11 protein-coding genes are annotated in these 14,586 nt (G+C 43.5%); 7 read left to right on the top strand and 4 right to left on the bottom strand.

The features are described from left to right. The first annotated feature begins 3 nt into the window (after window positions 1-3). Complete coding sequence (locus U5J89_RS10860; protein WP_416208522.1) at window positions 4-1,272, top strand: asparagine synthetase B; 1,269 nt, start codon at window positions 4-6, stop codon at window positions 1,270-1,272. A gap of 39 nt (window positions 1,273-1,311) precedes the next feature. Here the strand turns inward: U5J89_RS10860 and U5J89_RS10855 are convergent, their stop codons facing one another. Then, window positions 1,312-1,662 (bottom strand): four helix bundle protein, encoded by a 351-nt coding sequence (locus U5J89_RS10855; RefSeq protein ID WP_322575652.1) that lies wholly within the window; start codon window positions 1,660-1,662, stop codon window positions 1,312-1,314. A 122-nt stretch (window positions 1,663-1,784) separates the two neighbouring features. Here U5J89_RS10855 and mazG point away from each other — a divergent pair, with 122 nt between their 5' ends. The 3 genes from mazG to U5J89_RS10840 all read left to right on the top strand — a co-directional run bounded on the left by mazG (window position 1,785) and on the right by U5J89_RS10840 (window position 5,449). Further along, on the top strand, window positions 1,785-2,561 hold the full coding sequence (mazG, locus tag U5J89_RS10850; protein ID WP_322575651.1) for a nucleoside triphosphate pyrophosphohydrolase: 777 nt from the start codon (window positions 1,785-1,787) through the stop codon (window positions 2,559-2,561). A gap of 205 nt (window positions 2,562-2,766) precedes the next feature. Then, complete coding sequence (locus U5J89_RS10845; RefSeq protein ID WP_322575650.1) at window positions 2,767-3,930, top strand: citrate/2-methylcitrate synthase; 1,164 nt, start codon at window positions 2,767-2,769, stop codon at window positions 3,928-3,930. Window positions 3,931-4,027: 97 nt separating this feature from the next. Continuing rightward, complete coding sequence (locus tag U5J89_RS10840; protein WP_322575649.1) at window positions 4,028-5,449, top strand: GH3 family domain-containing protein; 1,422 nt, start codon at window positions 4,028-4,030, stop codon at window positions 5,447-5,449. Here the strand turns inward: U5J89_RS10840 and U5J89_RS10835 are convergent, their stop codons facing one another. The 3 genes from U5J89_RS10835 to leuS all read right to left on the bottom strand — a co-directional run bounded on the left by U5J89_RS10835 (window position 5,450) and on the right by leuS (window position 9,514). After that, window positions 5,450-6,388, bottom strand: coding sequence for a sodium:calcium antiporter (locus U5J89_RS10835; RefSeq protein ID WP_322575648.1), 939 nt, complete (start codon window positions 6,386-6,388; stop codon window positions 5,450-5,452). Window positions 6,389-6,912: 524 nt separating this feature from the next. Further along, on the bottom strand, window positions 6,913-7,170 hold the full coding sequence (locus U5J89_RS10830) for a hypothetical protein (RefSeq protein ID WP_322575647.1): 258 nt from the start codon (window positions 7,168-7,170) through the stop codon (window positions 6,913-6,915). Then, window positions 7,145-9,514 carry a leucine--tRNA ligase gene (gene leuS, locus U5J89_RS10825; protein WP_322575646.1) on the bottom strand — a complete coding sequence of 790 codons (2,370 nt, stop codon included), beginning with the start codon at window positions 9,512-9,514 and terminating at the stop codon, window positions 7,145-7,147. Before leuS ends, U5J89_RS10830 begins: the two co-directional genes overlap by 26 nt. Window positions 9,515-9,849: 335 nt before the next feature. Here leuS and U5J89_RS10820 point away from each other — a divergent pair, with 335 nt between their 5' ends. The 3 genes from U5J89_RS10820 (at window position 9,850) to U5J89_RS10810 (ending at window position 14,541) form a co-directional block, all read left to right on the top strand. Then, on the top strand, window positions 9,850-10,521 hold the full coding sequence (locus U5J89_RS10820; protein WP_416208518.1) for a class I SAM-dependent methyltransferase: 672 nt from the start codon (window positions 9,850-9,852) through the stop codon (window positions 10,519-10,521). Between the two features lie 111 nt (window positions 10,522-10,632). Next, window positions 10,633-10,965 carry a hypothetical protein gene (locus U5J89_RS10815; RefSeq protein WP_322575644.1) on the top strand — a complete coding sequence of 111 codons (333 nt, stop codon included), beginning with the start codon at window positions 10,633-10,635 and terminating at the stop codon, window positions 10,963-10,965. Between the two features lie 336 nt (window positions 10,966-11,301). After that, complete coding sequence (locus U5J89_RS10810; RefSeq protein WP_322575643.1) at window positions 11,302-14,541, top strand: VPS10 domain-containing protein; 3,240 nt, start codon at window positions 11,302-11,304, stop codon at window positions 14,539-14,541. The last annotated feature ends 45 nt before the right edge of the window (window positions 14,542-14,586 follow it).

Below are 14,586 nucleotides of genomic sequence, written 5' to 3'. Positions count from 1 at the left end.
ATGATGATACGTTCTCTTCTTATCTCGTTGATATTTATGCTTTTTACAAGCCTGCCGGGATTGGCTCAGGATAAACTCTTTATTCCAATGGATGCTTCGCAGTCCAATCATCTTAAAGCCTATGGAATCATATTCAATAACCTACAGGATGGCAACTCATCACAGTGGCTGCTCAATTACAAGGGCGGCAGCTTTATGACGAACTATTCCGATGAGTTGGTCAAAAAGTCTCGTCTTAGAAATGTGAAGATCGAGGTAATATCAAATTCCGAGGCTGCCCAAATTATCAACCAGGTAGAACAGCCCGATGCCAATACTTCTGTTATACAACTCGATAAAGCTCCCAAAATTGCCGTTTATACTCCCAAGCAGGCCCTGCCCTGGGATGACGCCGTAACCCTTGCTCTTACGTATGCTGAGGTGGAATTCGACAAAGTCTGGGATCCCGAAGTGTTGAATGGGAAACTTTCGGAATACGATTGGCTGCACCTGCATCACGAAGATTTTACCGGGCAGTATGGAAAATTCTGGGTCTCATCACGCAATCAGCCCTGGTACATTAAGCAAGTCAACGAAATGGAAGCCATGGCCAAAGAGTTAGGTTTCAACAAGGTAAGCAACGAGAAGAAAGCCGTGGTAGCTAAAATTAAAGAATATGTTGGTAATGGGGGATTTATGTTTGCTATGTGCTCGGGCACCGACACCTTTGATATAGCACTGGCAGCACAGGATGTTGACATTGTTCCCACCCAGTTTGACGGTGATCCCATGGATCCCAAAGCCCAACAGAAACTAAACTTTGAGAATACCCTGGCCTTTACTGATTTTGTGCTGAGTACTGATCCTGCCGAATATGAACATGCCAATATCGATGTCCCGGTACAATTAGATGAAGTTGACCAATCAATCGACTTTTTTACACTTTTTGAATTTTCGGCCAAGTGGGATCCTGTACCTACCATGCTTACCCAGAATCACGTAAGCAGTATCCGCGGGTTTTACGGACAAACAACAGCTTTCCAGAAGGATAAGATCAAAGAATCGGTTGTTATTTTAGGGGAAAGTCCCGGCCGCGATATGGTTAAATACATCCACGGCAATTACGGGCGGGGAACCTTTACTTTTTATGCCGGACACGATCCCGAAGATTATACGCACCGTGTCAACGATCCACCCACCGACCTGAATTTACATACCAGCAGTCCCGGCTACCGATTGATTTTGAACAACATCCTGTTCCCTGCCGCTAAAAAGAAAAAACGCAAAACTTGATTCAGTGATCAGTGAACAGTAATTCAGTTACCAGTGAATTTAATTCTCAATTCTTGTGGTTTTTAATATTGAATATGTGATTTTAGCCAATTCATCAGCTTCGGAATGAACTTCTTCGAATATTTCTTCATTAATATAGCCAGTGTCTTTTAGTAAATTAAGCCAGTATTTCGTTTCTAAAATTTCTTTGTATGCGATAGAAATTTTTGCAGAGAAGTCAGCTTTTGAAATGGCACCATTTGCTTCAGCAATATTTGCTCCAATGGAAGTACCACTTCTCAAAAGCTGCTTTGATAGGATATATTCTTTCTTTTCTTTACTAAGATGCTTGTGGGCCCTCACCATTCGAATAGCAAACTGATAAGCTTTTTGATATAAATTATTTTCCATAACAGATCTTATATTTCGAGTTATTAATAAGACCCTCCAGTTTCTCTATCCTTACAGAATTATCACTATATTAAAATATATATACGAAAACATTGATAACTGTTAAATGATCACTGAATAGAATGGCAGAAGATCGAGAACCGACCAAAAGTTTTGACGACCTCGTTGAAATCGTAGAAATTCTACGCGACGAATGTCCGTGGGATCGTAAACAAACCCACCAAAGTATTAAGGATAACCTCATTGAAGAAGCATACGAGGCTGTTGAAGCCATCGACAATGAAGATTTCGAAGAGCTCGAAAAAGAGCTGGGCGATGTGTTGCTGCACGTCGTTTTTCACAGCAGAATGGCTGAGCAAACGGATACATTCTCTATCACCGATGTCATTTACTCCATTCAGGAAAAACTAATTCGCCGTCACCCACATGTTTTTGGTGATGAAACAGCTGACGATGAAGAACAAGTAGCCGAGAACTGGGAAAGCATAAAAATGAAAGAAGGAAAACAATCCGTGTTGGACGGCATCCCCAAACAGCTCCCTGCCCTTATCCGTGCCCAGCGTATGCAGGAAAAAGCAGCAAATGTTGGATTCGACTGGCCAGAATTCTCCCAGGTTTGGGAGAAACTTGAAGAAGAACTCCAGGAATTCAAAGAAGTACTGGAAGAAGGCGACTCACAAAAAAGTCGCGAAGAGTTTGGTGATCTGCTTTTCTCTTTAGTAAATGCCGGACGCTTTTTTGACCTTAATGCCGAAGACAGCCTGCGATCAACAAACAAAAAATTTATCCATCGATTCCAATACATTGAAGACCAACTCGATCAAGAAAACAAGACGCTATCCGATGCAACGCTAGCAGATATGGACAAACATTGGAATGAAGCCAAAAAATCAAAATAACTATCACCAATCTTTCGATTTAAGACTAAAAAGTATTAATTTAAGCTTTTCAGGTAAACGCTGTTAACCAAACTTTCGTTACCTAATTATATTATTGGTTTTATTGATTGATAGCGTTCAACTTATCCCTGATTTTTAGATCTATTTTTATTACATTTAACCGAAACAAAAAGTATATATTCAATCCAAAATTTCGGAGTATAGAATGGCTGAGAGCAAAAATACAGAAATTGATTTAAGTCAGTATCCGCACATAAATAAAGGCCTTGCAGGCATTGTCGCCTTTAGCAGCAATAAAAGTTTTATCGACGGAGAAAAAGGCGAACTTATCTATGCCGGATACGACATCGACACGTTGGCTGAAAACGCAAGCTTTGAAGAAGTTTGCTTTCTTTTATGGAATGATCATCTCCCTAATCAGGAAGAACTCAATGAGCTAAATTCCAAGCTACAAAACAATAGAGAGCTCCCCGGACCGGTATTAACCTACATCAAAAATACCTCTAAAAATGCTGAGCCCATGGCTGTGCTTCGAACAGCTGTTTCTATGCTTGGGGACTTTCATGAAGTGCAAACAGAGAATGATAAGGTATTTCGCCTTAACCAAGCTATTTCAATTACTGCTAAAATTCCGACGATCATTGCCGCTTTTGATCGTGCCCGAAATGACAAAAATATTGTAGCCCCACTTGATAAAAAGAGCACGGCCTACAATTTCCTTTACATGCTCAATGATGAAGAGCCGGGCGAAAAGGCTGAACAGACCATGGATCTCTGCCTTATTCTGCACGCTGAACACGGCATGAATGCATCCACCTTTACCAACCGGGCTATTTGCTCCACTGAATCAGATATGTATTCCTCGGTAACAGGAGCTATTGGGGCTCTTAAAGGACCATTGCACGGAGGGGCAAATCAGCAGGTTATGAACATGCTTATGGATATTGACGACAAAGATGCTGATCCTGTTAAATATGTACAGGGTCGTCTGGAGCGCAAAGAAAAAATTATGGGCTTTGGTCATCGCGTATACAAAACAATGGATCCACGCGCTCGAATCTTACGCGGTATGTCCAAGGAACTCTCAGAAGAAACCGGCCACGAAAATCTTTACAAATGGTCGGAAGCTATCCTCAAGACTATGAAAGATGAGAAGGATATTGATCCCAACGTTGACTTCTTCTCAGCTACGGTATACTACTCAATGGGAATTAAGCCCGACCTCTTCACCTGTATCTTCGCCATGAGCCGTGTTTCAGGTTGGACAGGACACTACATAGAACAAGCCGAAAATAACAAACTCGTTCGCCCACGTGCTCTTTATGTCGGAGAAAAGAATAAAGAGTGGGTCCCCGTTGAAAACCGATAAATTTTGATTGATTCATAAAAATAAAAAGCCCCGACATTCCGGGGCTTTTTTTATTTTACACAAAAACCGTTTTAGCTAACCTCTTATCACTTTAAAATTGAAAGACATCCAACAAGAGCAGCTATCAGCGTTAGTAGAAACTGCTAAACATACTGATTTTGGTCAAAAGTATAACTTTGAATCAATAAAGGGATATCAGGATTTTGCCGACCGCCTCCCCATCTCCTTTTATAAGAATATTAAATCTCAGATAGAGGAACTAAAACAAGGGAAACAAGATATATTCTGGCCCGGAAAAGTTGATAAGTTTGCTGTTTCTGCGGGCACGTCCGGTGAAGGTAAACACCTGCCATTGACAGAAGAGCGCCTGGAATCTGATCGCTCTTTCATGCGCAAAGTTGTTCGCAGCTATATCGTCCAGCGGCCTAATATTTTAGATCTTTGGGGCAAACATATTAGTATTCCCGGCACCCTTGAACATAAAGAGGACTATCAAATCGGTGAAATTAGTGCATATACTGCACATAATGCCCCTTGGTGGTTATCACCATTTCAAGTTATATCGCCAACAAAACTCAGCCAGCTTCCTTTTAATGAAAAGGTAAACCAAACGGTAAATAAGGCTATTAATAGTGATGTCCGCGTAATTACAGCCGTGCCCAGCTGGATTCTTACGATGTTTAAACACGTTCTTGATAAGACTGGAGCCAAAAGCATTAAAGAAGTGTGGCCCAACCTTACACTATTGGTTTGTGGGGGCGTAAAATTGGCTAATTATAAACCACATATCGAAAATTTACTTGGCAAACCGGGCGTCGATTTTATTGAAACCTATGGTGCTTCAGAGGGCTATTTCTCTTTCACCGATAAGCTGACTAAAACAGACATGAAACTCGTCGTTGATAACGGCATTTTCTACGAATTCGTCCCCAATCCCCTCCCCGATCAGGAATCCATGGCTATACAGGAAACAGTACCGCTCTGGGAAGTAAAACCAAATACTCCCTATGCCATGCTCGTAACTACCAATTCCGGCCTCTGGCGCTATGCTTTAAACGATATAGTAGAATTTACACAGACAAATCCGCCCCGGATTAAGGTGATGGGACGCGTTAGCGAAATGCTCGATGATTACGGTGAAGCACTGTACGCCTACGAAGCTGAAGAAGCATTGCAAAATATTTCAAAAGAAATGGATCTAGAAATCGGTAATTTTACGATTGGTGCTACTCTTCGAGAAGGTGCATCTGCCCCTCAGCACTTTTGGTTTATCCGTACCCAAGATCAACTTCACCGCGATACGTTAGATCGACTTGCCCAGAAAATTGACCGAGAGGTTTGTGAAATCAATCGGCATTATGCTATTCGCAGAGAAAGTGATGCGCTTGGTCTTCCCAAAGTTTATTCTATTTCTCAACAGCAAATTAATAACTGGCTGGCCAGTAAGGGAAAAGATAAAGCACAGGGCAAACTGCCATCTATTTTACGGGATGAGGAAGACATAGCCTTTTTTAAATGATTACCAAAATCCCCAGCCGAAAAACACCAGATATCCCAGTACTAATAATGCCCCTGCCCAACGCGGAATAGATTTTTGTATCATCAACGAGGTTACAAAGAGCACAATGCCCAAGCTTATAGGCAGATAAAAATTAAATACTTCACCACTTATAGGCACCGGATTAACCAGCGCAATTATTCCCGCATTACATAGAAAAAAAGCCAACACCGATCCAACTACATTGCCAAAAGTAATTTCCGGATGCCCCTTTAATGCCGCGGGCAACTCGCGGGCAACCTCTTCGATACTTACCAAAAGAGCAATGATTGTCATTCCAAATAGGGTTTCTGATAATCCCAATCCAGCCATAATTTCTCTTGATGACCATACGACCCATTCACTCCCAACAATAATTGCTACCAACGATCCCGCCAGCATGGTGACCGATTGCCACCGGCTTAAATCCGAGCCCTCCTCTATAACTTCAGCAGCCTCACCCGTGGGACGAATATCTAACCCTCTTCGGACCAAATAAATCAGATACCATACTGAAATAACATAGCCCAGCAATAAAATTGCCCCATCAACTCGGGATAAATGCCCATCAAAACTTAGAATCCCAAATAGCAACACAGCCCCTACCGGGATTAACGGAATTTGCATGGGTACTTCTTTAAATTTCATAGGAACAAATAGGGCTGTAATTCCCAAAGCAAGTCCTACAGCTACCATTGCCGAGCCAATAATCGTACCTATGGCAATGCCGGTAACCTCTTCATAAGAAGCCACCACTCCAAGTCCCAGGTTCTCCGGATCAAAACCAATGACGACGACGCTAATCAGAAAAGTGGATATACCAAATCCCAGAGAAGTACCAACCGTTGCCTCTACCAACTTTTCAGAAAAATAGACGATGATTAGTAATCCGGCAATAAAAACTATTAAAGGGAATATCACGATCGGCTGTTATTTCGTTTTACGTTTTCATTTTCTTCAAAAAAGAATATGCTGATTTGAAAACAAAATTTCTTGTATAACCTGTTACACAAAATTAATGACCCCGAGGCAGAGCTAATGGAGGATCTTAAGAAGAATCGAAGGTACGCAAAAAGATTTTGTTTGAGGCCTTTGCAAAACCTTACTGTCATCGCGAATGTAATGCGGCGAACTGTCCTCAACAACGCTCGTCATTGCGAGCGAAGCGCGGCAATCTACCGGAAATAGTTGTCTGCCTCATAAAAGATTACCCCTCAGATCCTACGCGAATTTTATCGAGGAGATTACCGCGGTCGGGTAAACCGACCTCGTAATGACACTGCTTTTTATGTGGTTTCTACTGGTAGTGGCATTGCCTTAAATAAATGAAAAGCTCAATTTTCGGGTTTTGCAAAGGCCTCTATAATTAGGCTAATATAGAAAAGGCCGGCAATCTATAAAATCACCAGCCTTTTTTTAAAAAACAGGTTATCCTGCTGGTAGTCTTACTTTACTACCAGATTTACAATACGTTCAGGGACAAAAATCTCTTTTACGAGATCTCCTTCCTCGAGATATTTTTTTACATTCTCCTCAGATTTTGCTTCAGAAAGTACAAACTCTTTATCCTTGGCCTTATCACGAGGAACGTTAATCTCTCCGCGCACTTTTCCGTTTACCTGTATGGGATATAGCTGTGTATCGGAAATCAGGTATTCCTCATTGAATTCCGGCCAGTCAGCGTATGCTATACGATTCATCATGACCCAGTTTCCGCCACAGCTCTTCAGCAATATGCGGGGCAAATGGAGACAACAACTTAATAAAAGGCTCCAAAACTGATTTTGGGTGCGTCTCCCATTTATTGGCTTCGTTGATGAAAATCATCATCGCCGAAATGGCCGTATTAAATGACAGATCCTCGATATCTCCAGTCACTTTTTGTATACATTCGTGCAGCACCTTTAATTGTTCTTTGGAAGGTTCAGCATCCGTAACCGAATCATTAAGCTCTCCACTTTCTTCTTCAATCATCAGGCGCCACACGCGTCCCAAGAAACGATAAACACCGTCAACATCTTTGGTGCTCCAAGGTTTCACTTGCTCCAGAGGACCCATAAACATCTCGTACAGCCGCATCGAATCTGCACCGTACTGTTCCACGATGTCATCGGGATTTACCACATTACCGCGCGACTTTGACATCTTGTGCGCCTTGGCATCCACCGTGATCTCAGTGTCTTTGATCACAAAATCGTCACCTTGTTTCTCGACCTGATCCTCATTCAGCTTTACACGCTTAACGTCCTCCATCTCATCAGCTACATCGGCAGAAATCCAGTTACCGTCTTTTTTATAACCGGTAAATTCCATCTCACCGAGAATCATCCCTTGGTGAACCAATCGCTGAAACGGCTCTTTTGTGGAAACTACGCCACAATCATACAACACTTTATGCCAGAATCGAGCATAGAGCAGGTGTAACACACTGTGCTCGGCACCGCCAACATACATATCTACCGGCATCCAGTAGTTTTCTTCATCCGGATCTACAGGCCCCTCTTCAAATTCAGGACTGCAATAGCGCAGGTAATACCAACACGAACCCGCCCACTGCGGCATGGTGTTCGTTTCGCGCTTGGCTGGCTTCCCGGTTTCAAGATCTTCGGTGTTTACCCAATCTGTTGCTTTAGCCAGCGGCGGCTCACCATCTTCAGTAGGTTGGAAATCATCCATTTCAGGCAAGGTCACCGGCAAATCATCTTCTCTTACCGGTTTAGGTTCCCCATCAACATGAATAATAGGAAACGGTTCACCCCAGTAACGCTGACGTGAGAACAACCAGTCGCGAAGTTTATAATTTACGGCTTTCTCACCCTGTTCAATTTCTTCGAGCCAGTCAGTAATTTTTTTAATCGCCTCGTCAACGTTAAGTCCGTTTAAAGAGATATCTTCATTTTCAGAATTGACCAGTTTTCCTTCTTCAACATCGGTATAAGCTCCTTCAGATACATCTCCACCCTTGACTACTTCGACGATATCCAGATCAAACTTTTTGGCAAATTCCCAGTCACGATTATCATGCCCGGGCACGGCCATAATCGCACCGGTTCCATACGTCACCAGCACATAGTCAGCTACCAAAATCGGGATTTCTTCTCCCGTTGCCGGATTAATGGCATTCGCACCGGTAAAAACGCCCGTTTTTTCATCACTGAGCTCGGTGCGTTCCAAATCCGACTTGCGAACCGCTTCTTCCTTATATTCCTCTACGTCCTCTTTCTGATCGTCAGTCGTTATCTTATCCACCAAGTCATGCTCGGGCGCAAGAACCATGTAGGTAGCTCCAAAAATAGTGTCAGGACGCGTAGTAAAGACGCGGATTCCCTCATCATGTCCGGCCACTTTGAAATCAATATTGGCCCCGATGGATTTTCCAATCCAGTCGCGCTGCATCTTTTTTGTGGATTCCGGCCAGTCCAGATCATCCAATCCTTCAAGAAGACGATCGGCATATTCGGTTATTTTAAGAACCCATTGACGCATCGGTTTTTTAACTACGGGAAAACCGCCAACTTCACTCTTACCGTCAATTACTTCCTCATTGGCCAATACAGTTCCCAACTCCGGACACCAGTTTACGGGCACATCATCTTCATAGGCTAAACCTTTCTCATAGAGCTTCAGGAATATCCACTGTGTCCACTTGTAATAATCCGGATCAGTAGTATTCACTTCGCGCTCCCAGTCATAACTAAATCCCAGATCCTGCAGCTGCTCGCGAAAACGGTTTACGTTTTTCTGGGTCGTATCTCTCGGATGTGTTCCCGTTTTTACCGCATACTGCTCGGCCGGCAAACCAAAAGCATCCCATCCAATGGGATGCAACACATTAAAGCCATTCATCCGTTTGTAACGGGCTAGAATATCGGTAGCGGTATATCCTTCAGGGTGCCCCACGTGGAGCCCCGATCCACTTGGATAGGGAAACATATCCAGCACATAGTACTTAGGCTTGTTGTGATCTTCCGGCGTTTTAAACGTCTTGTTCTTCTGCCAATATTCCTGCCATTTGGATTCGATCTCTTCCGGCTTGTACGAGCTCATTAAATCTAATTTTTGCGGATGTTGTAATTAAATGATTAGTCGCCAAAGATAAGCAAAATTTAGACTGGTTTGAAGAAGGGATTATCCTCTTTACTCGATATCTCTTTCGTAGGCTGCTTTCACCTTGACGCCTGCAAGTGCCCCTATAAGCTGTAGTAAATCCCAAAACGTATAAGTCATTATTCGTTTTTTTAGTGCTGATCTAAATTAGCTATATACTGTATCCCAAAAAAAGGCGCGGATTAACATAATGGAAATCAATATTTTTTTACAGAAATAAAAAGAACAGAAATCAATATTGTTAGTATTAAACAACACATTATTTTATACTACTTTTGCAAAGCAATCAAACTTCGCAAGTAATGATATCCTTCAGTTTAAACAAGTTTGCAAAACACGGATGCCTAATTTTCCTGGTGCTTTTGGCAACAACCTCTCTTTCCTGTGCCCAAGCTCCGGGTAATCAATCAGATGTAGACTGGCTGATTGAAGTTCTTGAGATCGAAAGTGGATCTACAGTCGCCGATATCGGCGCTGGAGACGGCGATCAGACTCGAGCTATTGCCCAGCATATAGGTTCCGAAGGCACCATATACAGCACCGAACTGGGAAAGGAATCAGTTGAAGAATTGAAACAATCAGTAGCAAATACTGACCTCAGTAATATAACTGTACTCGAGGGACATCCCGAGAGGACAAACCTCCCGGAGCAGTGCTGTGAGGCCCTCTTTTTGCGACGCGTATACCATCATATCACAAACCCAGATGCCTTTAACAGCAGCTTATTTGCATCTCTTAAACCTGGCGGTCGCTTGGCTATTATTGATTTTAAGCCGCGCGAATCCGAAGCAGAACCCGGAGGACGAGCATCAGGCAGCCAGCATGGTGTTACCGCCAAAACTGTGATTGAAGAGCTTAAGCACGCAGGGTTTTCACTTATCAGTTCGGAAGAGGGTACCGGTAGAGATATATACGTTGTGATGCAAAAACCGCTGAGCGACTTCTGAGGTTTTCAACTAGGGATAACATGTCTTAACCGTGTCCATATTTCTTTTCCCGTTCGGTTTTTCTAAGTAGATTGTTAATAGCAATTTCCACTAAACCAACGGAGGTTGACCATGAGTTACGGACACGTAAAATCAGGGGATCATATCAACCTGCAAACACTGCGCGAGGAATTAGACGTAGAGAACACCTATGCCTTGGTTAAGACAGACAAGATGGAAGTTATTCGCATGGCATTACCCAAGGGGAAAACGGTAGAACAACATTCTGTTGACAGTGAACTATCCGTTCTGTGCCTGAAGGGAGAAATCTTGTTTCATATCAACTCAAAGGCAGAAACGCTTACCGATGATGACTGGCTGTACTTAAAAGAGGGACAACCTTTTTCGTACAGCGTAAAAGAAGATACTATTCTTTTGGTCACCATTGTTTTTGGAAATCAGTAGTATCAATAAGCATTGCTAAAAATAGCTGATATCACTTTCCAATAACCGATCAAACTGTATATAGTATTACTCTATTTATTCGACGTATTTTTCGAGGCCCTCCTATCCACAAAATAATTATGAGTATAAGTAGGTGAAACGAACTTACCTGACCTACGTTTACTTTGATAAAATGATATCTCGACTGAATAATAAAATTAGATTTTAAATAAGGAAAAAAATCTAAAATCTACTTTTCAATTTTCCAGCAAATGTAAAAACATTTTTGATCCTTGATCTATGGCTTTAAAAATTTTATGCTCTTTAATCATCATTCAGTTAATTAATCACCTCAGTATGAAAAACAAACTTATCTATCTTCTGCTATTGATATTTATTGCTGGCGGATCCCTTACCGCGACCGCCCAAGACAGTAAATCAGCAGTTTCGCAAGCTAGCTATAGCGGACTTGAATTTCGCAATATTGGTCCGGCCCTGTTTTCGGGACGTATTGCAGATATTGCTATTCATCCCAATGATGACAACATCTGGTATGTAGCGGTCGGTTCCGGCGGCGTTTGGAAAACAACTAATGATGGCGTCACCTGGGATCCAATATTTGACAATCAGTCATCATTTTCCATCGGCAGTGTTACTATAGATCCTACTAACCCAAACACTATTTGGGTAGGTACCGGTGAAAATGTCGGTGGTCGTCATGTTGGATATGGCGATGGCGTCTACAAAAGTACCGATGGCGGCCAAACATGGAAAAATATGGGACTCAAAGAGTCGCAACACATATCAAAAGTGGTCGTGCATCCCAAAAATTCGGATGTTATCTGGGTAGCAGCCCAAGGTCCGCTCTGGAGCAGTGGAGGCCAACGAGGTCTCTACAAATCTACCGATGGAGGTGAAAACTGGGAAAAGAAACTCGGCGGCAACGAATGGACCGGCGTTACGGATATCGAAATTGATCCGCGCAATCCCGATCGCATATATGCCGCAACGTGGCAACGACAACGCATTGTGCCTATCTATGTTGGCGGTGGTCCGGGATCTGGAATCCACAAAAGTACCGACGGTGGAGAAACGTGGAAAAAAATGAAAAATGGAATTCCGGAAAATGTCGGCAAAATTGGCATGGATATCTCCCCTCAACAGCCAGATATCGTATACGCTGCTATTGAACTCGATCGGCGAAACGGCGGTGTCTTTAAATCGGATGACCGAGGAGAATCCTGGAAGAAGATGTCAGATGCCGTTAGCGGCGGAACTGGACCGCATTACTATCAGGAGCTTTATGCCTCTCCTCACCAGTTTGGACGACTTTACTTGATGGACGTAGTGGCTGAGGTTTCCACTAATCATGGAGCAACTTTCGAAAATATTAATAACGACGACAAACATGTTGACAACCATGCTCTGGCATTCAAAAAAGGTGAACCTGAGTATTTGTTGATGGGATCAGACGGTGGACTTTATGAATCTCATAACTTGGGGGAAGATTGGGATATGGTTCGCAATCTTCCAATTACCCAATTCCACAAAATCTATGTTGACGATGCCGAGCCTTTCTACAATGTGTACGGTGGCACGCAGGATAACGGTTCTCAAATGGGTCCATCACGAACGGATAATGAAAGGGGTATCGCCAATCGGGACTGGAAAAAAACATTAGGAGCTGACGGGCACGACGGTGCTACCGAGCCAGGAAATCCCAATATTTTCTACGGCGAATATCAGCAGGGTGTTCTCCACCGTGTGGACAAAAAAACCGGCGATGCTACATTAATTCAGCCGCAACCTGAACAGGGTGAAGAATACGAGCGTTTCAATTGGGATTCACCCGTAGAAATCAGTCCACACAATCCCACTAAAGTCCTTTTTGCTTCGCAACGTGTCTGGATTTCAGAAGATCGCGGAGATACCTGGAAAGCGATCTCCGGTGATTTGACACGTGGTGATCAAGAGCGCCTAGCATTTGAAATTATGGGCAAAAAACGCAGCTGGGACAATGCTTGGGATGTAAACGCGATGTCGGACTATAACACGATTACATCACTGGCTGAATCACCTCTGCAAGAAGGATTGATATATGCCGGTACCGACGACGGACTCTTTCAGGTCACCACAAATGGCGGCGAGAGTTGGCGTGAAGTCGAACTTGGAGATATTGACGGCGTCCCGCAAACCGCCTTCGTCAACGATATTAAAGCCAGTCTTTTCGACAAAAATACGGTTTATCTGGTGCTTGACAATCACAAGTACGGTGACATGAAACCGTATATCCTTAAAAGCACCGACTTGGGCAAAAGCTGGGAGTTCATCAGTAATGATCTGCCGGATGATCACGTCGTTTGGCGGCTTGTGCAAGATGATGTCAATAAAAATCTGATGTTTGCCGCTACCGAGTTTGGCATCTTCTTTACCGTTGACGGTGGCGAAGAGTGGACGAAGTTGGAAAGCGGCATGCCAACTATTGCTATCCGTGATTTGGTCATTCAACGTCAGCGTGATGATCTGGTTGCAGGATCATTCGGACGAGGCATTTTTATCCTCGATAATTATGCACCGCTCAGAAAGGTGAGCCCGGAGATGCTGGATCAACAAGCAAAACTGTTTAAAGCCCGCGACGCGTTCTGGTATAAGCCAGATGAAGAAGTAGAAAATCTTGGTTCTAATTTCTTCACTGCCGAAAACCCACCATTTGGCGCTGTATTCACTTATTATCTGAAGGATGACCTTAAAACTCTAAGAGAGCAACGGCTCGAACGAGAAAAAGAACTCGGTGAGAACGAAGATGTCCCCTTTCCCGGCTGGGATAACCTTGAGGCCGAAAAACACGAAAAAGGGCCCAAGATTATTCTCACGATCAGAGACAGCAATGGAAATGTTGTTCGCAAAGTGGAAGGACCAACATCTTCTGGTTTCCATCGCGTGAACTGGGACCTCCGGTATCCATCCAAAGATGTCGTAGAGCTTGATCAAGAAGAAGGCGGATGGTACAGCGGAGGCTTTATGGCCACGCCCGGTACCTACACAGCAACGCTTTCCCAAAAAGTACTGGGGGAAGTTAAGCAGCTTTCCGAGCCGATAGAGTTTGAAGTTAAGCCTCTTCGTGAAGGCACGCTTGAACGCGCCTCTAATACAACCATCACTGAGTTCCGGGAAACACTGGAAACATTCCAGCAAAACTTGACGCAGACCGAAAACAAGCTTGAAGAGCAAATCAATCGTGTCAACGCAATGAAAACCGCGCTATCCAGAGCTTCGGAGGAAGATACCGCATTGGTAAAACGACTGCATGAAGCTCGAACCCAGCTGCTTGATCTACAGAAACAGATGGAAGGCAGCAAAGCCAAGCAAGAGATCGGTGAACGCACGCAAGTAACGCCCAGCTCACGTCTGTATGTAGGTTACAACGCCCTTGGATCAACATATGGACCTACGCCGATGCATGTGAATACTATTGAAGCCGGCAGAGCCGAGCTGGATACTATCCAACAAGATCTAACCCAGTTTGTTGAAAACGTGATGCCTGAACTCGAGAAAGCGCTCGAAGCTACAGATGCACCACCGATTGAGGACAGTTAATTATAACCCAGATATCTAACTAACAGAAAGGGACGCTCAAGCGTC

This window comes from Fodinibius sp., assembly GCF_034521915.1.
Classification (GTDB): domain Bacteria; phylum Bacteroidota; class Rhodothermia; order Balneolales; family Balneolaceae; genus Fodinibius.
Note: the sequence above shows the minus strand (reverse complement) of the source record. Positions and strands in the feature narration are given on the sequence as shown.